Annotated in this window: 20 protein-coding genes; 9 read left to right on the top strand and 11 right to left on the bottom strand. The window is 73.6% G+C overall.

Features of this window, described 5'->3' with window-relative positions; translation table 11 throughout:
* Positions 1-72: 72 nt before the first annotated feature.
* The 6 genes from JYK04_RS16605 to JYK04_RS16630 form a co-directional block, all read right to left on the bottom strand.
* Complete coding sequence (locus tag JYK04_RS16605) at positions 73-2,832, bottom strand: hypothetical protein (RefSeq protein ID WP_189737101.1); 2,760 nt, start codon at positions 2,830-2,832, stop codon at positions 73-75.
* Positions 2,832-4,577 (bottom strand): phosphate ABC transporter substrate-binding protein PstS, encoded by a 1,746-nt coding sequence (locus JYK04_RS16610; RefSeq protein WP_189737103.1) that lies wholly within the window; start codon positions 4,575-4,577, stop codon positions 2,832-2,834. Before JYK04_RS16610 ends, JYK04_RS16605 begins: the two co-directional genes overlap by 1 nt.
* Positions 4,578-4,648: 71 nt before the next feature.
* Positions 4,649-6,073: a phosphate ABC transporter permease PstA gene (gene pstA, locus JYK04_RS16615; protein ID WP_189737105.1), complete on the bottom strand. Its 1,425-nt coding sequence runs from the start codon at positions 6,071-6,073 to the stop codon at positions 4,649-4,651.
* The gene (pstC, locus tag JYK04_RS16620) at positions 6,070-7,098 is read right to left on the bottom strand and encodes a phosphate ABC transporter permease subunit PstC (protein ID WP_189737108.1); all 1,029 of its coding nucleotides are present in this window, start codon (positions 7,096-7,098) and stop codon (positions 6,070-6,072) included. Before pstC ends, pstA begins: the two co-directional genes overlap by 4 nt.
* Positions 7,095-7,622 (bottom strand): hypothetical protein, encoded by a 528-nt coding sequence (locus tag JYK04_RS16625; protein WP_189737110.1) that lies wholly within the window; start codon positions 7,620-7,622, stop codon positions 7,095-7,097. The genes pstC and JYK04_RS16625 overlap by 4 nt, the downstream gene beginning before the upstream one ends.
* Before the next feature lie 202 nt (positions 7,623-7,824).
* A complete protein-coding gene (locus JYK04_RS16630) occupies positions 7,825-8,301 on the bottom strand; it encodes a phospholipase (RefSeq protein WP_189737112.1) in 477 nt (158 codons plus the stop codon).
* Between the two features lie 189 nt (positions 8,302-8,490).
* Here JYK04_RS16630 and JYK04_RS16635 point away from each other — a divergent pair, with 189 nt between their 5' ends.
* Entirely contained in the window at positions 8,491-9,012 is a 522-nt protein-coding gene (locus JYK04_RS16635; protein ID WP_189737114.1) for a hypothetical protein, read from the top strand.
* Positions 9,013-9,050: 38 nt separating this feature from the next.
* On the opposite strand, the gene JYK04_RS16640 is transcribed toward JYK04_RS16635, so the two are convergent.
* Positions 9,051-9,821: an alpha/beta fold hydrolase gene (locus JYK04_RS16640; RefSeq protein WP_189737116.1), complete on the bottom strand. Its 771-nt coding sequence runs from the start codon at positions 9,819-9,821 to the stop codon at positions 9,051-9,053.
* Between the two features lie 101 nt (positions 9,822-9,922).
* On the opposite strand from JYK04_RS16640, the gene JYK04_RS16645 reads away from it, so the two are divergent.
* The 5 genes from JYK04_RS16645 to JYK04_RS16665 all read left to right on the top strand — a co-directional run bounded on the left by JYK04_RS16645 (position 9,923) and on the right by JYK04_RS16665 (position 16,113).
* Positions 9,923-10,366, top strand: coding sequence for a GNAT family N-acetyltransferase (locus tag JYK04_RS16645; RefSeq protein WP_373297431.1), 444 nt, complete (start codon positions 9,923-9,925; stop codon positions 10,364-10,366).
* A 100-nt stretch (positions 10,367-10,466) separates the two neighbouring features.
* Positions 10,467-12,116: a serine/threonine-protein kinase gene (locus JYK04_RS16650; protein ID WP_189737120.1), complete on the top strand. Its 1,650-nt coding sequence runs from the start codon at positions 10,467-10,469 to the stop codon at positions 12,114-12,116.
* A gap of 131 nt (positions 12,117-12,247) precedes the next feature.
* Positions 12,248-13,447 carry a S8 family peptidase gene (locus JYK04_RS16655; protein WP_229875242.1) on the top strand — a complete coding sequence of 400 codons (1,200 nt, stop codon included), beginning with the start codon at positions 12,248-12,250 and terminating at the stop codon, positions 13,445-13,447.
* A 222-nt stretch (positions 13,448-13,669) separates the two neighbouring features.
* Positions 13,670-14,965, top strand: a complete 1,296-nt coding sequence (locus JYK04_RS16660; RefSeq protein WP_229875244.1) for a hypothetical protein — start codon at positions 13,670-13,672, stop codon at positions 14,963-14,965.
* Positions 14,966-15,051: 86 nt separating this feature from the next.
* Complete coding sequence (locus JYK04_RS16665; RefSeq protein WP_189737124.1) at positions 15,052-16,113, top strand: WxL protein peptidoglycan domain-containing protein; 1,062 nt, start codon at positions 15,052-15,054, stop codon at positions 16,111-16,113.
* A 109-nt stretch (positions 16,114-16,222) separates the two neighbouring features.
* Here the strand turns inward: JYK04_RS16665 and JYK04_RS16670 are convergent, their stop codons facing one another.
* The 4 genes from JYK04_RS16670 to iolC are packed head-to-tail and all read right to left on the bottom strand — an operon-like array spanning position 16,223 to position 21,568.
* Positions 16,223-17,722, bottom strand: coding sequence for a CoA-acylating methylmalonate-semialdehyde dehydrogenase (locus JYK04_RS16670; protein WP_189737126.1), 1,500 nt, complete (start codon positions 17,720-17,722; stop codon positions 16,223-16,225).
* Between the two features lie 12 nt (positions 17,723-17,734).
* Positions 17,735-19,609: a 3D-(3,5/4)-trihydroxycyclohexane-1,2-dione acylhydrolase (decyclizing) gene (iolD, locus tag JYK04_RS16675; protein WP_189737128.1), complete on the bottom strand. Its 1,875-nt coding sequence runs from the start codon at positions 19,607-19,609 to the stop codon at positions 17,735-17,737.
* Positions 19,606-20,580, bottom strand: a complete 975-nt coding sequence (gene iolB / locus JYK04_RS16680) for a 5-deoxy-glucuronate isomerase (RefSeq protein ID WP_189737518.1) — start codon at positions 20,578-20,580, stop codon at positions 19,606-19,608. The genes iolD and iolB overlap by 4 nt, the downstream gene beginning before the upstream one ends.
* 7 nt (positions 20,581-20,587) lie before the next feature.
* Positions 20,588-21,568, bottom strand: coding sequence for a 5-dehydro-2-deoxygluconokinase (gene iolC, locus JYK04_RS16685; protein WP_189737130.1), 981 nt, complete (start codon positions 21,566-21,568; stop codon positions 20,588-20,590).
* A gap of 26 nt (positions 21,569-21,594) precedes the next feature.
* Here iolC and JYK04_RS16690 point away from each other — a divergent pair, with 26 nt between their 5' ends.
* The 3 genes from JYK04_RS16690 (at position 21,595) to JYK04_RS16700 (ending at position 23,979) form a co-directional block, all read left to right on the top strand.
* On the top strand, positions 21,595-22,509 hold the full coding sequence (locus JYK04_RS16690; protein ID WP_189737132.1) for a sugar phosphate isomerase/epimerase family protein: 915 nt from the start codon (positions 21,595-21,597) through the stop codon (positions 22,507-22,509).
* A gap of 26 nt (positions 22,510-22,535) precedes the next feature.
* A complete protein-coding gene (locus JYK04_RS16695; RefSeq protein WP_189737134.1) occupies positions 22,536-23,546 on the top strand; it encodes a Gfo/Idh/MocA family protein in 1,011 nt (336 codons plus the stop codon).
* Positions 23,547-23,778: 232 nt separating this feature from the next.
* Entirely contained in the window at positions 23,779-23,979 is a 201-nt protein-coding gene (locus tag JYK04_RS16700; protein WP_189737136.1) for a helix-turn-helix transcriptional regulator, read from the top strand.
* The last annotated feature ends 19 nt before the right edge of the window (positions 23,980-23,998 follow it).

The raw sequence follows: 23,998 nt of genomic DNA on the forward strand, positions 1-23,998 counted from the left end.
CCCGGGTGGTGCCCGGCACGCGTTGGGTGAAGTTCCGTTGGCGCGGACGAATCAGACGGTTGTGGCCGGGTATCACCTCCCTTCGTCGCGGTGGGCGGCGCCCGCGCGCAGCGCACGCAGGTGGGGCAGGAGACGGGGCCACAGGCGGGGCAGCAGCGGGCCGGCGAAGGCCGCGAGCGCGCCCACGAGCAGGCAGATCAGCAGCACGTGCCGGATGGCTCCGACCACCCAGCGCGGGGTGTCACCGGTGGCCCGCGCGGCGGGCGCCTGGCCCGCGGTGGCGGCGGGTGAAGCGGATGCGCCGGACGTGCCGGGCGGGGCCGGAGCGGCGGCGGCCGGAGCCGCGCCGCCCGCGGCGGATGCGGGGGCGGGGGCGGAGCCGCCGGTGGCGGTGGACCCGCCGGAGCCCGAGGCGGCTGCCGCGCCGCCGGCGGAACCCCCCGCGGCGGCCGACGTACCGCCGGAAGTCGTGGCTCCGCCCGCCTCGGCGCCCGCCGACCCGCCCGGAGCCGGCTTCTTGCCCGCCTCGGCCGTGACCTTGCGCGCGGCCTCGCGGGTCTGGGCCCGCAGGGCCTCGGGCAGCGGGGCGTAGCCGTGCGGCAGGGTTCCGGCGGCCACGCCCGGGGTCTGGCCCCGGTCGGCCGCGTAGGCGAGGAGGCTGCCGTAGTCCTTGCCCTCGGCCACCGTGAGGTCGGCGGGCACGGTCGCCGCATAGGTGAGGACGGTGAGCGGGTAGGCCGCCGGGTCCTTGGCCGCGGGGTCGGGGGAACTCACGCCGTTCGCGCCGTCCGGACCGGCCTTGCGGGCGCCCGCCGCGGCGATGAGACCGGCCGGTTCCGGGGCCACGAACCGGCCCGCCGCGTTGAGGAGTTCGGCGCGCACGAGGCCGTACCGGTCGGCGGTGGCGGTGTCGGTGACGGCGAGCACGGCCCGGGCGCCGGCCGGCTGCGGCGGGTCCTTCTTGTAGGCGGGGGGCGTGGCGGTCGCGTCCCAGGAGGTACGGGCGAGGGTGTCGCCGCGGCTCGCGGCGCGGGCGGCCGCGTGCATGTCGCTCGCGTACGGGTGCTTGTCCTGGATGCAGAGCGGGAAGGACGGCCGGTCGTCGAAGGGCTGGCAGTACGGGTCGCTCTTGGGGAAGCTGTCGACCGGCAGCGCCAGGTCCTTGTAGTGCGGGTTGACGGCCATGCCCGCGTAGGCGCGGTCCCCGTGGCTGCCCTCGTTGTCGGGCACCCCGGTCAGGAACTCCCGGGCCGCAGCGTCCTGCGCCACCCACTCCCACAGCTGGCGGGTGGTGTCGGCGAGCGGCTGCGGGACGAGGGCGTCGCCGAGCTTGCCGCCGAAGTCGAGGCCGGTGTAGTCGGGGTTGTGGCGGATGAACTCCGGGTCGCGGCCCAGGTTCTCCGGGTTCTTCGCGGTGCTCTCGGCGAAGCGCGAGTTGCCGTCCTTGTACGACTCGGTCAGCAGCTTCGCGACGAGCCGCGGGGTCAGGCGCAGGGAGCCGAGGCGGGTCCCGTTGCGGGCCTTGACCTCGTCGGGGGCGCCGAAACCGGCCTGGCTCTCGATGAAGTAGCCGATGGTGATGCCGGAGAGGGCGACCGGCGCGTAGACGGGTCTGCGGGTCTCGGAACCGGGGGCGGACGCGGCGGCGGGCCGGCCGAGGAAGACCAGGCCGGGGGTGCCGGAGAGGAGTTTGACGCGGGCCGTCTCGTCCGGGACCTGGGCGTAGCCGTAGATGGCCTTGCCGCCGGTCTGGCACAGGGCCGGCTGCCAGCGGGTGACGGCCTCGGCGGCCATCTCGCTGCCGAGGGTGCCGCGCTCCTCGGCGCCGATCGGGCAGAAGCTGCCGAGCGGTTCGAAGCCGAGGGGGACGACGAGGCGGTGCTTCCAGTTCGCCGGGCTGAGCGGGGAGGACTGGAGCTGTCCGCCGGACTGGCCGGTGTACGGGGTTCCGTCGATCTCGGTGGTGCCGCGCGGGACGACCACCAGCCAGCAGCCGCGGCCGGTGGTGGCGCCCTGCGGATCGCGGACGGCGGCGCCGCAGCCGAGGCCGGGGGCCTCGATGGCGGTCTGGGTCTCGAACCAGACCTCGCCGGTGCCGCGGGCGTTGGTACGGGCGTAGGGGACCTCGTTGGTGCTGTTGACGTCGAAGAACTCGTTCCAGTTGCCCGGGCTGACCGGGTCGTCGGCCACCGTGCGGAAGGGGGCGAAGGAGATCCCGCTCGGGGTGGGCGGCGGCAGCGGCTGGTTCTCCGCGTCCTTGAGGCGGTCGCCGTAGTTGAGCTGGCGGCTGTTGGTGTAGGCGCCGGCGGCCTGGTTGCCGGCGCCCGCGCCCAGCGCCGAGGAGCCGCCGAACTGGCACTGGTCGGTGGTGGGTCCGGTCGCGGCGTCGCCCCAGCACTGCATGATCTGGAGGTAGTTGGCGGCGTAGGCGGTGTCCGAGACGGTCGGCGCCCCGCCGGTCCAGGACACCTTGACGACCTGGTCGACGAGGTTGCGGGTCTGGCTGACGGTCACCTTGAGGGTGGCGAAGTCCCCGGAGCCGGTGACGGTCGCCCCGGATCCGTCGGCGGCCGGGCCGTCGGCGGCGTACGCCTGCTGCGCGCCGGGGCCCAGGGGGCCGAGCGGGCCGGTGGCGGCCACGACGGGCAGCAGGGCGAGGCAGAGCGCGCCCAGCGCGAGGCGGAGCCGCGGGGGTATGCGGAGTGTCCGGAGCACGCGGGATATCGGGAGCGTGCGGGACCGGGACATCGGGGGCATGCGGAGTCCGCGTGTCAAGGGGCCGCGCATCAGGGTGCCGCGCATCAGGGTGCCGCGCATCAGGGTGCCGCGCATCAGGAACCGCCTCCCGTGCGCCGCCGGGCCAGCTGCCGGGTGAGCAGCGGGGGCCCCACGGTGAGGGTGAGCAGGATCAGCGCGCCCAGCACCATCAGCGCGGTCTGGAGCAGCCCGCCGATGCCCGTGGCGGTGGTGACGGGGATGCCGAACAGGTCGCCCGCCCCGGCCGCGAGGGGCCGGCCCGTCTCCGGGTCGACGGCTCCCGCTCCGCCGTCGGCGCCCCCCTCGGCGCCACCGGAGCCGGCGCCGCCGTTGCCGGAGCCGCCGCTCGCGGCCGCCCCGCCGTCGGCCCCGCCCCCGCCCGTGGCGGAGCCGCCGGTGGCCGCGGCGCCTGTGCCGGACGAGCCCGAGCCCGTACCGCCGCCGCTACCGCCGGACGCGGCGCCACCGGAGCCGGAGCCGCCCGAGGCGCTGCCCGTCTGGGTGGGGGTCTTGTTGCCGCCGGTGCCGACCTCGCACTGGGTGGCGCCCTTCTTGTCGCACTCGGCGGGCTGGGGCGCGGTGGTGGCGAGGGTGTTGGTGCCGTCGGCGGAGAAGGTCGGGTTCTTGCAGTTCTTGATGTCGATGTTGGTGGCGGTGACGCCGGGGATGCGGCGGACCTGTTCCAGCCCGGCCTGCACGAGGTTGACCGGCAGCGGGGAGTAGCCGAGCCGGTCGACCGAGCGCTGGCCCTCGCAGAGGAAGTAGTAGGCGAAGGCGCCGAGCGCCTTGCCCTTCTGCGGGTTGAAGTTCGCTTCCTGCGCGGTCGGGATGATCATGTAGCTGTAGCTGGAGAGCGGGTAGTTGCGGCGGTCGCTGCTCTCGTCGTAGACCTGGGACAGGTCCTGGGTGAGGTCGGCCCCGATCCTGGCCTTGGTGAGCGAGACGGCGACGTTCTGGGCCGTGGGCTCGGTGTAGTAGCCCGACCCGTTGAGGATCTTGGCGACCGGGAAGCCGGTGGTGGCGACCGCGTAGGAGTACTCGACGTAGGTGATGGTGCCGACGTTGCCGTCCTGGGCGACGTAGCCGGAGACGCCGTTGGAACCGGACTGGCCGACGAAGCCGCGGCCGGCGACGACCGGGAAGTTGGAGGTCTGCCCGCAGGGGGTGGAGCGGCCGGCCTTGGCGCAGTAGGCGTCCCACAGGCCGCCGTGGCGCTGGGCGAGCCAGTTGGTCAGCTGGGCCGTGGTGCCGGAGCCGTCGGAGCGGACGACGGGGACGATCCGGCGGGCGGGCAGCGAGGCGGCGAGGGCGGGGTTGTCGGCCTTGATGGCGGCGTCGTTCCAGGTGGTGATGGCACCGGTGAAGATCTTGGCGACGACCTCGCCGGAGAGGCGGAGGTTGGTGACCCGGCGGTTGCCGATCTTGAGGTTGTACATGAAGGCCGTGCCGCCCGCGACGATGGGCATGTAGCCGAACTTCCGCGAGGGCGCCGGGTCCACGACCCCGGAGTCCTTGATGCCGTAGGGGATCTCGGAGACGGCGAAGTCGACCGTTCCGTTGCGGAACTGGTTGCGGCCGTCGGACGATCCCGTGCCGCTGTAGTTGACCGTCATGCCGTACTGCTTGACGTTGGCCCGCCACTGGTCGAGGGCGTTCTGGCTCCAGGTGGAACCGGCGCCGGACACCGGTACGTAGCTCTCGGCGGCCGCGGGCGCGGCGCCGGGCAGGGCGACGGCGACCGCGGCGAGGAGCAGGGCGAGCGCGCGGACGAGGACGCCCGCAGGGGCACGTCCGTGGTGGGCCGGGGGTCGTCCGGGCATCGGGAACTCTCCTGATCGGTGACGGATCGTACGAAGCGTGGTGCGGCGGGACGCGCGGGGCGCGGGCACGGCTACGCCCGGGGCGGAGGCTCGGTCCGCCGCTCGGCCGGCTGCGCGAGCGGGGCGCGACCTCCCGGAGCCGGCCCTCCCGGCCCGCCGAGGTCCACCCCCTGCGACGTCCCGGGCCCCTGCCACTTCCCGGACTCCTGCGGTTTCCCGGACTCCTGCGGCGCCCCCGGCCCGTGCGGCGCCCCCGGCGCCACCGGCTCCGAGGTCAGGTCCTGTTCGCGTTCCTCGGCCCTGGCCGCCATGCGCTCCGCGTCGCGCACCGAGGCGAGGACCCGGCGGTGCTGCTGGCCGCGGCTGAGCTGTCCTGGAGCCCGGCCGCCGATGACGCGGGCGAGCACGAACAGCAGCAGCACCAGGCCCATCAGCAGGGCGGCGCAGCCGAACCCGCGGGCGATCATGGTCTTGTCCGGGTAGCCGACGAGGCTGAAGGTGGCGAGCGGGAGCGACATCTGCGGCCCCTCGACGGGGTTGGCGTTCAGCCCGGCCGCGATGCCCGAGGTGAGCAGCACCGGGGAGGTCTCGCCGATGCCGCGGGCGGTGCCCAGGATCACGGCGGTGGTCAGTCCGGAGCGGGCGGTGGGCAGCACCACCGTCCACACGGTGCGCCACTGGCCGGCGCCGAGGGCGTAGGAGGCTTCCTTGAGCGAGCCCGGCACCAGCCGGATCACCACGTCGGAGGCCCGGATGACGATCGGCAGCATCATGACGGACAGGGCGAGGGCGGCGGCGAGGCCGGACTTGTCGTGGCCGAGGATCAGGATCCAGGTGGCGTAGACGAACAGGCCGGCCACGATCGAGGGCAGCGCGGTCATGGCCTCGACGATGGTGCGGACGAAGCGTGCGTAGCGGCCGGGGACTTCGTTGAGGAAGACGGCGCAGGCCAGCCCCAGCGGCACGGTGATCGCGAGGGCGATGCCGATCTGCTCCAGGGTGCCGACGATGGCGTGCAGGGCTCCGCCCTGGGTGAGCGGGTCCAGCGGGCCGGTGCCGGACATGTCCTCGGTGAAGAAGTTGAGGTGGGCCAGTGCCTCCCGGCCGCGCACGATGGCGTAGCCGACGACGAGCAGGAGGGCCGCCAGCAGCAGGGCGGCGATGCTGTGGACGAAGGCCTGGGCGAGGCGGGCGCGGACGGCCGAGCCGTTCTCGTCGAGGGAGACGAGGACCGCGTACAGCGCCATGAAGGCGAGGTAGAGGACGACGGTGAAGCCGAGCGGCGCGTCGAAGGGCAGCACCCGCCCGAAGAGGAGGGAGGTCAGGCCGAGTGCGGCGGCCGCGGCCCCGAGCAGCGCGAGTACGTCGCGGGCGTGCAGGGAGGAGGTGTTGCGGCGCTGTTCGGCGGGGGCGCCGGGGCCGTCGGGGACGTCCTCGGGACAGACGGTGCGGGGCGCTTCGGCGGCCGCGGCGGTCGGGTGCGTGGTGACGGTCATGCCTCGGCCCCCGCTCCGGAGCGGCTGCGGGCGACCACGGAGGACGCGATGAAGTTGACGACGAGGGTCATGAGGAAGAGGGCGAGGCCGGCGGCCATCAGGGCGGACATCCCGAACTCGCTGGCGGATCCGTAGCGCAGGGCGATGAGGGCGGACACGGAGTTGGCGCCGTTCTGGAGGAGGTGCCACTGCACCTCGAAGACCGGGGAGATGATCAGGTAGACGGCGATGGTCTCCCCCAGTGCGCGGCCGAGGCCGAGCATGGTGCCGCCGATGATCCCGCCCCTGCCGAAGGGCAGGACGACGGAGCGGATGACACCCCACTGGGTGGCGCCGAGGGCGAAGGCGCCCTCGCGTTCGCCCGGCGGGGCCTGGGCGAAGGCCTCGCGCATCACCGAGCAGGCGATCGGCGTGACCATCAGCGCGACGACCATGCCGGCGATGAAGGTGGAGGAGGTGTAGAAGGTGTTCGGGCTGAGCGGGTCGCGGGGGCTGTCCCCGTCGACGGCGAAGAGCGGGAACCATCCGAAGTAGGTGGTGAGCCAGCGGGACAGGCCCACGACGCTCGGCTGGAACAGGAACAGCCCCCACAGGCCGTAGACCACGCTGGGCACCGCGGCCATCAGGTCGACCAGGCTGATCAGGGTCTGCTTGAGGCGGCGCGGCGCGTACTCGGTGATGTAGAGGGCGGTGCCCGCGGCGAGCGGTACGGCGAAGACGATGGCGACGGCTCCGATGAGGACGGTGCCGGTGAGGACGGTCGCGATGCCGAAGTGGTGGGAGTCCGGCTCCCACGCGGAGGTGGTGAGGAAGTCCGGGCCGGCGTCGGTCAGGGCCTGCAGGGCGCGGCCGCCGAGGAAGACGCCGACCAGGGTCATGATCAGGAGGACCGTGGCGCCGGCCCCTCGGGCGGAGCCGCGGAAGATGCGGTCGGCCGGGTCGCCGCTCCTGGCGAGGGGGCGGGGCGCGTCCCCCCGCTCGGCGGGCTCGGGCGCACCGACGACGGTCGTGGTCGCGGTGGTCACAGCAGGCCTCCCCCGCGGACGGCCAGCCCCGGCACGTCACTTGCGCCGGGCAGGCGCAGGCCGCGCAGCCGCCGGGTGTAGGTGACGCCGGAGGCGACCTGGGCCTCGGTGACGGCGGACAGGAAGAGCTGGAGGCTGTGGCGGCATTCGCGCTGGCGGCGGAAGGTGCGGACGGCCACCGCCACGCAGCGCTCGTCGAGGGTGAGCTGCCAGGTCCAGGCGCCGGCGCCGGTGCCGGTGCCGGTGCCGGTCGTGCCGGCGCTGGCACTGGCGCCGGCACCGACGGTTCCGCCGGGGGTCCCGGTCCCGGGGGACATCACCACGAGTGCGCTGACCCGGGCTGCCTCCGTGCGCAGCCGCTGCACGGCGGAGCAGCAGGCCGTGAGGCTGCTGTGGACGTGCGGACTGCGGCCGAGTTCGTGGTTGTTGGCGCCGACGAGCCGCCAGGTCACCGCCTCGGGGCAGCCGCCGGTACCCCCCTGGTCCGCGGCGCGCCCGGGCCCCTGACGTCGTGCGACGTCCACCCACGACACGAACAGAAAACGTGGCCGAGACACCGGTCCGCCCCCTTCCCCACAAGCCGTGCGTGGCCTGAAATCGGCCATCCACCCATGGCCGCGGGCATGACAATCCACGGGGCGTAGGGCTGTCCGGCACACGGATCGGTGAAGCAGAGACGGAGAACGTGTGAACGAGCGGAGGGGGCGTGTGTGCGCCCTGTGATCCCTAGGAAATTCCGAGCAGCCGCACCGCTTGGTAGTAGGTCCAGGCGGTGCCGTCGCAGGAGTTCCTGCGGGGGCCCGAGTACTGCGCGCAGACCCGCTTCAGGTCCGCGTGGAACGCCAGGTCCAGCCGTGCTTTGGCGGCCGGAAACAGCCCTGCCGCGCGGTGGTTGCGGTAACCGAAGTCGTGGCGTGCGCAGGCGTTCGCGAAGGGGAAGCCGAGGGGGTTGTCGGGGGACGAGGTGCAGTGGTCCGTCGACCAGTCGAAGGCGTACGCGGCCCAGTCCGCCCGGTGCGCGCGGGCCTCGGCCCACGCCTGGTAACTGGCGGCGCTGGTCTGCGTCCAGCGGCTCAGCACCTGCGGCTTGTCGGCCGGGACCTGCGGTGCCGCCCAGGCCGCGGGGGCGAGGGCGAGCACCGCGGTGGCGGCGGCGGTGGCGAGGGCGGGGACGAGAGCGGGGACGAGGCGGCGACGGCGCATGGGGTTCCTCGGTGCCGGAGCGGACGGGTCACCTCCGGCCAACTCCCCCGGGCACCTCGCGGTTACTGCGCGTCGACGGAACCGGACCCGGCACCCTCCCAGGTATGAGCCCGTATGGGACCTGCGGCGCAGTCCCGGTTCGTCCTGAGGAGGGACGCGCGGCGGGGGCCGCGCGCCCAGACTGGAAGCATGAACCGCCGCCCGTTCGTCGCCGCCGCAGCCACCGTGGGAGTCCTCGCCACCGCCGCCTTCGCGCTGCCCAATCTGCCGCCCAACCCCGTGACCGAAACGATCGACAGCAAGGTGTACAAGGAGAAGGGCAAGCGCTTCGCGAGCGCCGCCGATGCCCCTACGCGCGAGAAGGCGCCGTTCGCCCTGCCGTCCTGGATACCCAAGGACGCCACCGACGTCCGCATACGGGTGCGCACGGGCGGCGAGGCCCGGCTGATCCGGTTCACGCTCGGCGCGACCCCGCTGGACGGCCCCCAGTGCGGCGCGGGCACGCCGAAGCCGGTGGACACCCCGGATCTGCACGCCAGGTGGTGGCCGGGCAGCCTGCGGGACGGTGTGCGGCCCGAGTGCCGGGGTCCCCACCAGTACCAGGTCGCGGTGCGCGGCAAGCGGGTCTACGCCTGGACGGACGGCACCCCGTCCCCGGGTTCCGCGGGACCCCGGGACGGTGCCGCCGCCACGCCCCGGACCCACGGCTGACCCACTTCCGCGCGCCAGGCCCGGCAGGGCCGGTCCGCTCAGTCGCGGGCCAGCGCCGCCGCGGTGGCCCGGGCGAAGCCGTCCGGGTTGTCGAGCATGATGTTGTGCCCGCAGTCGGGGACGGACACCACGGCCACACCCGAGGCCTGGAGCGCTTCGGCGCCCGGGAGCGGGCCGTCCGCCTCGGGCAGCAGGTAGGTGCACGGGATCTTCGACTCCAGCAGCAGCTCACGCATGGTGGGCGTGGTGCCGGCGGCCAGGTGGACGGCCGTGCGGTACAGGGCGGTCCGGCCGGCCAGCCGCATGGTGGACCACCAGTGCGCGCCGACCCTGTCCCGCACCTCGGCCCAGCCCCCGGCCAGGAACTCCTCCTCGGTGTAGGAGGCGATCCCGCTGCTGCCCGGCGCGGCGGGAACGGGCTGCCGCGGATCCAGGTTGGCGTCGACGAGCACCAGCCGGGACACCAGGTGGGGGTGCCGGTCCGCGAGCACGATGGCCACGGCCCCGCCCATGCTGTGGGCGATCAGTTCGGCGCCCTCCACCCCGGCCTCGGTGAGGGCGGCCGCCAGCGCGTCGGCATGCGCTTCGAGGGTGTAGCCGAACCCCTCGGGCCGGTCGCTGTGCCCGTGGCCCAGCAGATCGACCAGCAGCGAACGCCGCCCCGCCAGCAGCGGGTGGGTGGCGCTCGCCGCGAAGTAGGCGGGCGAGGTGGCCCCGAGCCCGTGCACGTACACCCGGGCCGGCTCCTCCCCCGCCAGCTCGACCCAGCGGATCCGGTCGCCCTCGGGCGTGACCACGGCGTTCTTCACGATGCTCCCCCTCAAGTCTTCGACAGCCGGAACAGGCTAGGGGGTGTCCCGGGCGACGGGCGGCTTCGTGGCCGCCACGCCGTGCCGCGCATCGGCTGACCATCCGTCATGCGCGCACTATCGTGGCCGCCATGGACATCCGCCGGGCCTCCACCCCCGCCGAGCTCGCAGCCGCCGAGTCCCTCTTCGACGGGCCTGCCCGCAAGGAGTGGTCCGAGCGCTTCCTCGCCGCCCCGGGACATCTGATGCTCATCGCCTACGTCGACGGCGTGCCCGCCGGAATGGTCTCCGGCATCGAGATGAGCCACCCCGACAAGGGCACCGAGATGTGCCTGTACGAGCTCTCCGTGGACGAGGGGTACCGCCGTCGCGGCATCGGACGGGACCTGACCCTGGCCCTCGCCGAGGAGGCGAAGGCGCGCGGTTGCTACGGCATGTGGGTGGGGGTCGACACCGGCAACGAGGCCGCTCTGGCCACCTACGACGCCGCCGGCGCCCGCGACGAGGGCGTCTTCTCGATGCGCGGCTGGCCCCTCACCCCGTAGCCGGGACGCGCCGCCTCCCCGGCAACCTCCGGCCCCTGCCCGGCGCTTAGGGTGTTCGCTGGTCGGCCCATCGGTCGGCCAGGGGATCGGGGGGAGGCCCATGAACAGCGCGACCGAGGTGTTCGAGCCGCTGCGGGCGGACGATCCGCCCACCGTGGCCGGATACCGCATCGCGGCCCGGCTCGGCTCGGGCGGCATGGGCCACGTCTACCTGTCGCACACCCAGGGCGGGCGACCGGTGGCGATCAAGGTCGTACGCCCGGAACTGGCCGAGGACCCGGCGTTCCGGCGGCGGTTCCGCCGTGAGGTGGAGGCCGCCCGCCGGGTCCGGGGCGCGTACACCGCCGAGCTGATCGACGCCGACGCGGACGGGACGCCGCCCTGGCTGGCCACCCTCTACGTACCCGGACCCTCGCTGTCGCAGGCCGTGGCCCGGCGCGGACCGCTGCCCGTGCCCGCCGTGCTGTGGCTGACGGCGGGCGTGGCCGAGGCCCTGCAGGCCATCCACGACGCGGGCATCGTGCACCGCGACCTGAAGCCGTCGAACGTGCTCCTGGCCGCCGACGGGCCCCGTGTCATCGACTTCGGCATCTCGCTGGCGTCCGACACCACCGTGCACACCGCCACGGGCGCCACCATCGGCACGCCCCAGTACATGTCCCCCGAGCAGGCGTCGGCGGGCGAGGTCACGGCTGCCGCCGACGTCTTCGCGCTGGGCCAGACGGCGGCGTTCGCCGCGCTGGGCGAGCCGCTGTACGGCACCGGCCCCTCCGCGACCGTCCTCTACCGGATCGTGCACTCCGCGCCCGACCTGTCCCGGCTGCCGCAGGAGCTGCGCCCGCTGATCGCCCGGTGCCTGGCCACCGATCCGCAGGAACGGGCGACCCCCGCGGAGATCGTGGCGTGGTGCCGGACGCAACTGGGCGAGGACGCCGATGCGGACGGCGGCCCCGCACTCTGGCGCGAGGTGACCGGACCGGAGCCGGCGGTCCCGGAGCCCGTGCCCGAGCCCGAGCCCGAGCCCGCATCAGTACCGGCTCCGCGCGCCCCGGTTCCCCTCTCCCCGCACACGATGAACCAGGTGTGGCAGCCTCCGCGGCCGACGGCTCCGGAAGGACCGGAGCAACGGCGCAGGCGCCGGCGGCGCAACGCGCTGCTCGCCGTCGCGTCGGTGGCGACGGCCGCGATGCTGCTGGGCACGCTCTGGACGGTGTTCGACCAGGCGGCGGACGGTCTGCGCGACCGGGCGAAGTCCCCTACGGCCGAGAAGACACCGGCGGGTGGGGCTCGCTCGGCGAGCAGCGACCCGACCAGCGGAGCCGCCGAATCCGCTCCGAAGCCGAGCCCGAGCCCGCCCGCGAGCGCACCCCCGAAGGCCTTCCCCTACCCCTCGCTGAGGCTGGACGAGGAGAACTCGATCGGCATCAAGGAACCGGTCGAGCGTGCCACTCGCGCCGGGGACCTGCGCCTCAACTGCGAACGGGTGAGCTGCACGCTGGAAAGCGACACCAGTGTGATCGCCCTCCTGTCGGGCGAGCCGCACGGCTCCCTCGACTCCTGCAGGACGGCCCTGGGAGGCAAGCCCACGAGAAGCCTGCCCCTGGCCTCGGCGGCGGGCGGCAGCGAGTTCTGCGTCAAGCACCAGTCGGGGGACATCGCGCTGCTCGTGCTCACGCTCAAGTCGACTCCGCTGATGAAGGAGCTGCCGAGCTTCCTGATGGCGGACATGACGGTCTGGCGCGCGGCCTGACGCAACGGTCGGCCGCGCGGGCGGGCCCGGATCCGAGTCCGGGCCCGGACCCGCCCGTGCGGCGGCGTGTCGTGCGCCCACCCGGCGCACCCTCCGCGCGCCCGCGCCGCCGCTCGCAGAGCATCGGCCGCATGACCGCAACCGCATTCGGCGCGCTCCTCCCCACCGCCGCCCTGCTTGCCGCCACCGTCACCGGCTCCCCTCCGGATCCCGGTCCCGATGCCACCTCCCCCTACGTCGTCGTCCTCAAGGACACCACCTCCCGCGCGCCGACCCGCGCCCTGGCCGCCGAGGCCGTGCACGCCGGCGACGAGGTCGGACCCGTCTACCAGGCCGCCCTGAACGGCTTCGCCGTCCGCACCACGGCCGCCCGGGCCGCCGCCCTGTCCGCCGACCCACGGGTGGCCTCGGTGGAGCCGGACGCGGAGTTCCACACCACCGACACCCCGGACGCCACCGGCACCCCCGAACCGCTGCCGGCGCCGCAGGCTCCCGCGCCCTGGTCCCTGGACCGCATCGACCAGCGCGAACTCCCGCTCGACGGTTCGTACACGTACCCCAGCAGGGCCGAGGGCGTCACCGTCTACGTCGTCGACACCGGGATCAACACCGGTCACGTGGAATTCGGCGGCCGCGCCCGCACCGGCTACAACGCGGTGTTCCTCGGCAGCTCCCGCGACTGCAGCGGCCACGGCACGCACGTCGCGGCGACCGTGGGCGGGGAGACGTACGGGGTCGCCAAGGGGGTCTCGCTCGTCGGGGTGAAGGTGGCCGACTGCCGTGGTTCCGCGAGCCTGTCGGCGATCCTCAAGGGTCTCGACTGGGTGGTGAAGGACGCCGCCAAGGCCCCCGCCACCCCGGCCGTCGCCAACATGAGCATCGGCGGCAGCCGCAGCTACGCCCTCGACACCGCCGTGGTCCGGGCCGTGGCCTCCGGGATCACCTTCACCGCGGCCGCCGGGAACGACGGCGAGGACGCCTGCGGCGGATCCCCGGCCTCCGTCCCCCAGGCCATCACGGTCGGCGCGACCGACGCCGCGGACCGGCGGGCACCGTTCTCCAACCACGGCCCCTGCGTGGACCTCTCGGCTCCGGGCGTGGGCATCACCTCGGCCTGGAAGGACTCCACCACCGCCACGGCCCGCGCCTCCGGCACCTCGATGGCCGCCCCGCACGTCGCCGGGGTCGCCGCGCTCATCCTGGCGCGCGGTACGGCGCGCACCCCGGCGCAGGTGTCCGAGGAGCTGCTGCACAGCGCCGTGTCCGACCGGATCACCGGGCTCCCGGCCGGCACCCCGAACCGGCTGCTCCACACCCCCACCGGACGCTAGGTCCCGTCGACCGCCCCGCTCCCCGCTCACCCCGACCGGTCGGTATCCGATGGGCCATCAGACCTTCCCTGATGGCCCATCAATTTCTGTGTGCTTCGGGGCAAAGCAAGTCATTGACTTCTCATCACGGCGACGCGTCAATATCGGCCACCGCACCGGCTCGGCCTCCCCCACACAGCGGGTGGGGGGAGGGGTTCGTCATGACGAAGGAGTCGCGACCCAGTGAGTACGAGAACGCATCGACGAAGAGTGCTGGCCGGGGCGGCTGCCCTGTCCCTGGCCCTGACGGGCACGGTGGCGGGTCTGGCGGGCTCCGCGCAGGCCGCGACCAGGACCACGGCCGTCTTCGAGAACTGCGACGCCCCGGCGCCGCAGCCCGACGGCTCGGGCAACCAGAACTGGACGGTCACCCTGCCCGACGGCGCCAAGGCCGGTGACGTCGTTCCGATCACCATCGACCCGGGCGCGAGCCCGCTGATCCCCGGGTTCTCCGTCACCACGGTGAACACCTCCAAGATCACCCTCAAGGTCGGCGCCACCACCCAGGTGGTCACCAGCCCGCCGGAGACCGTCTCGGTCATCGCCGGGCAGCCGCTCGACCCCAAGGCGTTCTCCGGGACGATCAAGATCCCGGACGGCACCGAGGGCACCACCGTCCAGGTCGCCCTCGACCTGGCGGTGACCGACGCGGACCTCTCCGGTTCCGTCTTCACCACCACCTGCACCCCGGCGCCGCGCCCGAGCGCCTCGCTCGGCTCGGTCGCGGTCGAGGCCCTGCCCAAGGACCCCGTCACCACGAAGCTGACGCCCAACAGCGGCCCGGCGGGCACCGCCGTCGCCGTGACCGGCGCCAACTTCCCGGCCGGCCCCGTCACCTGCTCCGCCCTGCTCGCGGGTGCGGTGACCGGTGACACCGGTGCGGGCACGGCCGACGCCTCCGGCGCGGCCACCTGCAACATCACGGTCACCAAGAAGGCCGACGCGATCAGGATCGACGGTTCGATCACCCCGTACAAGGCCTTCGTGTTCCTGGAGGAGCAGGCCGGTGTGAAGAACCCGGTCGACGTCGAGGTCCTGCCCGGCCCGCTGGCCCTCGGCCCGAAGGGCGGCCAGCCGGCCGTCAGCTTCGGCGCGGTCACCATCAACGGCAAGGCCCAGTCGGTGGTCGGCGTCTTCAACGCCGCGACCGTCCAGGACTTCCGCGGCGGTTCGCTCGGCTGGGACGTGACGGCGACGCGTACGCCGTTCCTGAACCAGGCCACCGGCCACTCGATGGCGAAGGCGCAGATCGGCATCCAGCCGTCCTGCACCGTGACCAACCCGGACAGCCCGAGCACCTGCACCGCGGGCACGCCCGGCGCGATCTCCGACGTCCCGATGAAGGTGGCCTCCCAGGCCGCCGGCGGGGACGAGCTGACCGGCGGTGAGTTCGCCGTCGGCGGCGCCGGGATGATCCAGCTCCCGCCCTTCATGTTCGCGGACACCTACCAGACGGTCGTGACCTTCTCGATCTCCTGACCCGTACGGCCGCTCGGCCCAGGGTGGTGCGGCGCTCCGGCGCCGCACCACCCCTTTCCCCTTTCCGCGCCCACTGGAGACCGCCCATGCGCACCCGCACCTGCAGCCTCAGCCGCACCCGTGGCCGCACCCGCACCCTCCTCTACGGTCTGCTCCTCGGCCTGCTGCTCGGCGGCGCGGGGCTGCTGCCGGCCACCGCGGCGAGCGCCGCGGACAACGGCACGTGGGGGGTGTTCCCGACGCCCGCGGCCGGTGCGGCGATGACCGACCGCGCGTACTTCTTCCACCAGGGCGCGGCCGGGAGCACGCTGAGCGACAGCGTGACGATCGTGAACTCCTCCGACAAGGAGCTGACGTTCCAGGTCTTCGCCGCCGACGCCGTGAACACCCCGGCGGGCGGCGCCTTCGCGCTGCTGCCGGTGGAGACGAAACCGAAGGACGTCGGCGCGTGGGTTTCGCTGGCGCCGGAGACGGCGAGCACCGTCACCGTGCCCGCCAAGGGCCGCAAGGACATTCCGTTCACGGTGAAGGTCCCGGCGGACGCGACGCCCGGTGACCACGTGGGCGGGATCGTCGCCCTGGGCACCGCCGTGGAGGGCGTGCAGCAGGAGGGCAAGGTCCAGGTCGGGGTGAAGCGCTCGGTGGGCGCCCGGCTCTACTTCCGGGTGCCGGGGCCGATCACGGCGGGGCTGAGCGTGGAGGACGTACGGGTCAGCCGCTCGGCGCCGCTGCTGCCCTGGGTGCGCAAGGCCCGCGCCACGGTCTCGTACGCGCTGGTCAACCGGGGCAACGTGGTCGTCGAGCCCAAGGTGGCGGTGTCCGCCGAGGGGCTGTTCGGGCGCGAGGTGCTGGACCGGCCCGCCCGCGAGCTGAAGCTGTCCCTGCTGCCGGGCCAGCGGATCGAACTGACCGAACCGTGGCCGGACGCCCCCCAGTCGGACTGGGTGACCGTCAAGGTCACCGCCGGCGCGGCGGCCCACCCCGATCTGGTCTCGGAGTCCGGTACCGACTTCGTCGCCGTTCCCTGGCCGGCCGTGGGCCTCCTCCTGGTACTGGCGGGCGCGGGCGCCACCGTGTGGGTGCTGCGCCGCCGCCGAGCGTCCGGCGAACAGCAGCAGTCCGTACCGGACCTGGCCCGGACGCACTGACCGCCACCGTTGCCCGCGAACCACGCCCTCCGGCGGAGAGCGACAGCAGCCCCCGGCCGGGGAAAGGCGGCCGGGGGCTGCTGGGAGTGCCGGGGGCGGGGCGGGCGGGTCAGTGGTTGCGGGGGAAGCCCAGGTCCACGCCGAGGTGGCCCTCGGAGGGGTCCGGCCAGCGGGTCGTGACGACCTTGCCGCGGGTGTAGAAGTGGATGCCGTCGTTGCCGTAGATGTGGTGGTCGCCGAAGAGCGAGTCCTTCCAGCCACCGAAGGAGTGGTAGCCCACCGGCACCGGGATCGGGACGTTGACGCCGACCATGCCGGCCTCGATCTCCAGCTGGAAGCGGCGGGCGGCGCCGCCGTCGCGGGTGAAGATCGCGGTGCCGTTGCCGAACGGCGAGGCGTTGATGAGGGCCACGCCCTCCTCGTAGGTCTCGGCGCGCAGCACGCACAGGACCGGGCCGAAGATCTCGTCGCGGTAGGCGTCGGAGTCGGTCTTCACGTGGTCCAGCAGGGACAGGCCGATCCAGTGGCCGTTCTCGTTGCCCTCGACCGTGAAGCCGGTGCCGTCGAGGACGACCTCCGCGCCCTGGTCGGCCGCGCCCTTGACGTACGAGGCGACCTTGTCGCGGTGGGCTGCGGTGATCAGCGGGCCCATCTCGGAGGTCGGGTCGTTGCCGGGGCCGATCTTGATCTTCTCGGCGCGCTCGCGGATCTTCTCGACGAGCTCGTCACCGATCGCACCGACGGCCACGACGGCGGAGATCGCCATGCAGCGCTCACCGGCCGAGCCGTAGGCCGCGGACACGGCCGCGTCGGCGGCGGCGTCCAGGTCGGCGTCCGGCAGCACCAGCATGTGGTTCTTGGCGCCGCCCAGGGCCTGGACGCGCTTGCCGTTGGCCGAGGCGGTGGTGTGGATGTGGCGGGCGATCGGGGTCGAGCCGACGAAGGAGACGGCCGCGATCCCGGGGTGGGCGAGCAGCGCGTCGACGGCCACCTTGTCGCCGTGGACGACGTTCAGCACACCCGCCGGGAGACCGGCCTCGGTCGCCAGCTCGGCGAGCTTGTTGGCGGCCGACGGGTCCTTCTCGCTCGGCTTGAGGATGAATGTGTTTCCGCAGGCCACGGCCAGCGGGAACATCCACATCGGGACCATCGCCGGGAAGTTGAACGGGGTGATGCCCGCGACGACGCCCAGCGGCTGGCGGATCGAGGAGACGTCCACCCGGCTGGAGACGGAGGTGGACAGCTCGCCCTTGAGCTGCGTGGTGATGCCGCAGGCCAGCTCGACGATCTCCAGGCCGCGGGCCACCTCGCCCAGCGCGTCCGAGTGGACCTTGCCGTGCTCGGCGGTGATCAGGGCGGCGATGGCGTCGCGGTTGGCGTCGAGCAGGGCGCGGTAGGCGAACAGCACCTTGGTGCGGGCGGCCAGCGAGGACTGGCCCCAGCTGAGGTAGGCCTCCCGGGCGACCTGTACCGCCGCGTCGACCTCGTCGGCCGAGGCGAGCGCTACCTGCGTGGTGACCTCGCCGGTGGCCGGGTCGGTGACCGGGCCGTAGTTGCCCGACGCGCCCTCGACGGTCTTGCCACCGATCCAGTGGTTGACGGTCTTCATTGCCTTGCTCCTTCACAGATGGCGACGTCGCTGCGCGGCTTGCCGGTCGTACTCTTCACGGGCCGTGGCAGCGGCCTTGCGGGTCGCGGTCTCGGCCACAGGAACATCCCACCACGCCTGTGCCGGGGGTGGGCCCGACACAGTGTCGGGCGTTCGGGTCTGTACGTAGACACATGTGGGGCGGGTCGCGATGCGGGCCTCGGCGAGGGCTTCGCGCAGGTCACGCGTGGTGCGGGCGCGGATCACGGCCATCCCGAGGGAGCCCGCGTTGGCCGCGAGGTCCACCGGAAGGGGGTCCCCCGTGTACTCGGAGCCGGGCGCCCGGAAGCGGTACGCGGTGCCGAAGCCCTCGCCGCCCACCGCCCCCGACAGGCCGCCGATGGAGGCGTAGCCGTGGTTGTCGAGGATCACCACCTTGATCGGGACGCCCTCCTGGACGGCCGTGACGATCTCGGTCGGATTCATCAGGTACGTCCCGTCGCCGACCAGCGCCCACACCGGCCGGCCGGGCGCGGCCAGCGCCACGCCGATCGCCGCGGGGATCTCGTATCCCATGCAGGAGTACCCGTACTCCACGTGGTACTGGTCCTGCGACCGGGCCCGCCACAGCTTGTGCAGGTCGCCGGGGAGGGAGCCGGCCGCGTTGATCAGGATGTCGGTGCCGTCGACGAGGGCGTCGAGCAGCCCGAGCACCTGGGCCTGGGTGGGCGGGGCGTCCTCGTCCGCCTCCGGGACGGCGTAGGCCCGCTCGACGCGGCTCTCCCAGCGGGCCCGCTCCGCCGCGTACCCCGCCCCGTACGCCGGGTCCGTACGGTGGCCGGCGACCGCGACCCGGAGCTCGTCGAGGCCCTCGCGGGCATCGGCGACCAGGGGCAGGGCGGCCAGTTTGTGGGCGTCGTACGGGTCCAGGTTGAGGCCGACGAACCGGACGGCGGGGTGCTGGAAGAGGGTCGCGGAGGCGGTGGTGAAGTCGGTCAGCCGGGTACCGGCGGCGATGACGAGGTCGGCGTCCCGGGCGAGCGCGGCGGCGGTGGAGGTGCCGGTGTGGCCGATCCCGCCCACGTCGGCGGGGTGCCCGTACGGCAGGACGCCCTTGCCCGCCTGGGTGACGGCGACCGGGATCCCCGTGGCCTCGGCGAAGGCGGCCAGCGCCGCACCGGCCTCGCTGTGCCGGATCCCGCCGCCGGCGACGATCAGCGGGCGCGCGGAGCCCCGTACCGCCTCGGCGGCGCGGGCCAGCTCGTGCCGGTCGGGACGGGGCCGGCGCACGCCCCACACGCGCTCGGCGAAGAACTCCTCGGGCCAGTCGTACGCCTGCGCCTGCACGTCCTGCGGCAGTGCGAGGGTGACGGCGCCGGTCTGCACCGGGTCGGTGAGCACCCGTACGGCCTGGAGGGCGGCCGGGATCAGGGCCTCGGGGCGGGTGATCCGGTCGAAGTGCCGGGAGACGGGGCGCAGGGTGTCGTTGACGGAGACGTCCCCGGCGTACGGGACCTCCAGCTGCTGGAGCACGGGGTCGGCGGGCCGGGTGGCGAAGGTGTCGCCGGGCAGCAGGAGCACCGGGATCCGGTTGATGGTGGCGAGGGCGGCGCCGGTGACGAGGTTGGTGGCGCCGGGCCCGATGGAGGTGGTGACGGCGTGCGCGGAGAGGCGGCCGCTCTGGCGGGCGTATCCGACGGCGGCGTGCACCATGGCCTGCTCGTTGCGGCCCTGGAGGAAGGGCATGGCCTCGGGCCCGGTCTCCAGGAGGGCCTGGCCGATGCCCGCCACGTTCCCGTGCCCGAAGATCCCCCAGGTGGCGGCGATCAGCCGGTGCCGGTGTCCGTCGCGCTCGGTGTACTGGCGGGACAGGAAACGGACGAGCGCCTGTGCGACGGTGAGCCTCACCGGTGGTCCTCCGTTCGGAGGAAGGGCAGCCGGGGGTCGACGTCCTGGCCGTCCCAGCTGCCGCGGATCCAGCCGTGGTCGGGGTGGTCCCGGATCAGCCACTCCCGGGTCCCGCCCGGTCCGGCCATCACGTTCAGGTAGTACATGTCGTGCCCGGGAGCGGCCATGGACGGCCCGTGCCAGCCGTCGGGGATCAGCACCGCGTCCCCGGTCCGCACCTCGGTGAGGATGTCGGTGTTCCCGGCCGGGGAGGGGGTGACGCGCTGGTAGCCGAGCCCGGGGGTGTCCCCGTGCGGGGCGATCTCGAAGTAGTAGATCTCCTCCAGGCGGGACTCCTCGCCGGGGTGGTGCTCGTCGTGCTTGTGGGGCGGGTACGAGGACCAGTTCCCGCCGGGGGTCAGCACCTCGACGGCGATGAGGCGGTCGCAGTCGAAGCCGTCCGGGCCGGCGGCGGCGAAGTTGTTGAGCTGGCGGGAGCAGTGGCCGGCGCCGCGGAGTTCCACGGGGACCTTCCCGGCGGGCCCGTACCGGGCGGGGAGCCGCCGCTCGCACCGCGCTCCGGCGAGGGCGAAGCGGCCGCCGTTCTCCGAGGCGACCTCCGCGTGCGCGTCCCGGGGCAGGTACGCGAAGTCACTGACCCCGTCGAACACCTCTGTCCGCCCGTGCAGTTGGAACACCTCCGGTCCGTTCCCGGGGCTCTGCCCCGGACCCCGCGCCTCAAACGCCGGCGAGGCTGGATTTGGCCCGCCCTGTCCGTCCTCCGGCCCCGCCGGAGGACGGGGGGCAGGGTTCAGGGCAGAGCCCCGCTCTTTCAGCCCCGCCGGCGTTTGAGGCGCGGGTCCGGGCAGAGCCCGGCAGCGGACCTGGCATCCGCCCGACAGCGGGAGCACGATCCACTCCGACTCGCCGCACGTGTGCGCGTACACCTCTCCCGGGGCCAGGTCGAGAACCATCAGCCTCGTCCATTCCATCTCCCACTCAGACACGACCGGCACGCCCCAGCACCTCCTCCACCTCGTGCGGGAACGGCATCGCGCTCGAACACGCCAGCCGCGAGGCGACGATCGCCCCGGCCGCGTTCGCGTACCGCATCACCCGCTCCAGTTCCCATCCCGCCAGCAGCCCATGGCACAGCGCCCCGCCGAACGCGTCGCCCGCGCCCAGGCCGTTGACCACCTCCACCGGCACCGGGGCGACCTCCGCCACCGTGCCGTCGCGGTGGACCGCCAGCACGCCCTCCGGGCCCCGCTTGACCACCGCCAGTTCCACACCCGCCGCGAGCAGCGCCCGCGCCGCCGCGTGCGGATCCGACGCGCCCGTGGCGATCTCGCACTCCTCCGCGTTCCCCACGGCCACCGTCGCCGACCGCAGTGCCCGCTCGTAGTACGGCCCCGGTTTCTCCCGCCACAGCATCGGCCGCCAGTCCAGGTCGAAGACCGTCGTCCCGGTCCGCGCACGGGCCTCCAGCGCCGCCAGGGTCGCCGCCCGTGAGGGCTCCTCGCTCAGGCCCGTACCCGTCATCCAGAACACGCGGGCCGCCCGTACCGCCGCCAGGTCCACCTCGTCCGCCGCGATCTCCAGATCCGGGGCCTTCGGCAGCCGGTAGAAGTACAGCGGGAAGCGGTCCGGCGGGAAGATCTCGCAGAAGGTGACGGGGGTCGGCAGTCCGGCGACCTCGGCGACCCACCGGTCGTCCACTCCGAACCCCCGCAGTTCGGAGCGCAGATACCCGCCGAAGGGGTCCGTGCCGGTACGGGTGATCACCGCCACCCGGCGTCCCAGCCGGGCCGCCGCGACGGCCACGTTGGTCGGGGAGCCGCCCAGGAACTTGCCGAACGTCTCGACCTCGGCCAGTGGTATGCCCGTCGTCAACGGGTAGAGATCCACCCCGATCCGGCCCATCGTGATCAGGTCGAACGCGAGCGGATCGCCGGTGCCGGTCACAGTCAGTCCTCCCATTGGTCCTCCACCCTAAGGTGGCCGTTATGACGTCCTCCCCGCCCGCGTTGACGCGTATCCGCATCGGTTCGGCTCCGGACTCCTGGGGTGTCTGGTTTCCCGACGACCCCCGGCAGACCCCGTGGGAACGCTTCCTCGACGAGGTCGCCGACGCCGGGTACGAGTGGATCGAACTCGGCCCCTACGGCTATCTGCCCACCGATCCCGCCCGCCTCGCCGAGGAAACGGCCAAGCGCGGGCTGCGCGTCTCGGCCGGAACCGTCTTCACCGGACTCCATCACGGGCCCGCCGTGTGGGAGGACACCTGGGAGCACGTGTCGCGGATCGCGGCGCTCACCCGGGCCATGGGCGCGGCCCATCTCGTCGTCATCCCCTCCTTCTGGCGGGACGACAAGACCGGGGAGGTGCTGGAGGACCGCACCCTGACCCCCGCCCAATGGCGTGAACTGACCACGCAGACCGAACGCCTCGGCCGGGAGGTCCTGGACCGGTACGGGCTGCGGATCGTCGTCCACCCGCACGCCGACACCCACATCGACACCCCTTCGAACGTGGCCCGCTTCCTGGACGCCACCGACCCCGGGCTCGTCTCCCTCTGTCTGGACACGGGGCACTACGCGTACTGCGGCGGGGACAGCGTGCAGGCCGTGGAGACCTTCGGCGAGCGGATCGGCTACCTCCACCTCAAGCAGGTGGATCCGCGGATCCTCGCCGAAGTCGTCGCCGAGGAGCTGCCTTTCGGGCCGGCGGTGGGCCGTGGGGTGATGTGCGAACCGCCCTCGGGGGTGCCCGCGCTGGAACCGGTGCTCGCGGCGGCGCAGCGGCTGGACGTGGACCTGTTCGCCATCGTGGAGCAGGACATGTACCCCTGTCCGCCCGACCGGCCGCTGCCGATCGCCCGCCGCACCCGCGCCTACCTCCGTTCCTGCGGCGCCCGCTGACCCTTCGGAAGGAAGAGGAGTACGACATGAGCACGCTCGGCATCGCCGTCATCGGCACCGGGAAGATGGGCGCCGACCACGTCCGCCGGATCGGGCGGACGGTGGGCGGGGCCCGTGTGGTGGCCGTGGCCGACCCGGACGGGGACCGGGTCAAGGAGGTCGCGGGCACCCTGGACGGGGCGACGGCGCACACCGACCCGGCGGCCGCGATAGCTGCACCCGGGGTCGAGGCCGTGCTGATCGCCTCGCCCGGACCCGCCCACGAGGAGGCGATCCTGTACGCGCTGGAGCGGGAGCTGCCGGTGCTGTGCGAGAAGCCGCTGACTCCGGACCCGGCGGGGGCGCTGCGCGTCATGGAGGCCGAACAGCGGCTGGGACGGCGCTTGGTGCAGGTGGGGTTCATGCGGCGGTACGACGCCGAGTACGTCCGGCTGAAGGAGCTGCTGGACGCGGGCGGAATCGGGCGGCCGCTCTTCCTGCACTGCCGGCACCGCAATGCCTCCTCGCCGTCGTTCTTCACCAGCGACATGCTGATCAGCGACTCGGTGGTGCACGAGGTGGACGCGGCCCGCTGGCTGCTGGGGCAGGAGATCGCCGCGGTCAGCGTGCTCTCGCCCCGGCCCACGGCAGCCGCTCCCGAGGGGCTGAGCGATCCCCGGCTGGTGCTGCTGGAGACCTCCGGCGGGGCCGTCGTCGACGTGGAGATCTTCGTCAACTGCGGCTTCGGCTACCAGGTGCAGTGCGAGGCGGTCGGTGAGGCGGGCAGTGCCCGGATCGGTGACGGACACGCGATGGTGGTGCAGTCGGCGGGCCGCTGGGGCGGCGCCATCGACCAGGACTTCACGGTGCGCTTCGCCGATGCCTACGACCGCCAGCTGCGGAGCTGGGTGGCCGCGGCCGCGCGCGGCCGGGTGGCGGGGCCCGACGCGTGGGACGGCTACGCGGCGGCCGCCGTCTCCGAGGCGGGCCTCGCGGCGGCGCGCAGCGGTGCACGGGCCGTCGTGGAGCTGGCGGAACGCCCGGCCCTGTACCGCTGACGCCCCGCCAACCCCTCGCCCGACCCCTGTGGCTCTTTTGTCACAGGGGTCTCCCTTCTGTCACGCATGTCCGCATTACGCGGGTCTTCCGTCACAGGAAGTAAACAGCCCCTCCCCTGCGATCACTCAGCGTCGTTCCCCGGGCACAACCCGAGTGATCGTCAGTGTCCACGCGTCGGCTCCCCGACGGCCTCCCGGCCGACCCCGCGGCGTGGACAAGGAGGTGTCCAGCATGAGCGACCGACAGCTGTGGTCGTACAAGGAGATCGCTGCTCACATCCGGGTCCAGCCGGACACCGTGCGCTCCTACCGCAAGCACGGGCTGCTGCCCGTGCCCGACCACGTGGAGGGGGGCAAGCCCTACTGGTACGCCGAAACCGTGCGCGCCTGGGTGGCCCGCAGGCCCGGGAACCGGGGCCGGCGCGAGGACTGACCCCCGCGGCGCCGGGTGA

The organism is Streptomyces nojiriensis, from assembly GCF_017639205.1.
GTDB classification, from domain to species: domain Bacteria; phylum Actinomycetota; class Actinomycetes; order Streptomycetales; family Streptomycetaceae; genus Streptomyces; species Streptomyces nojiriensis.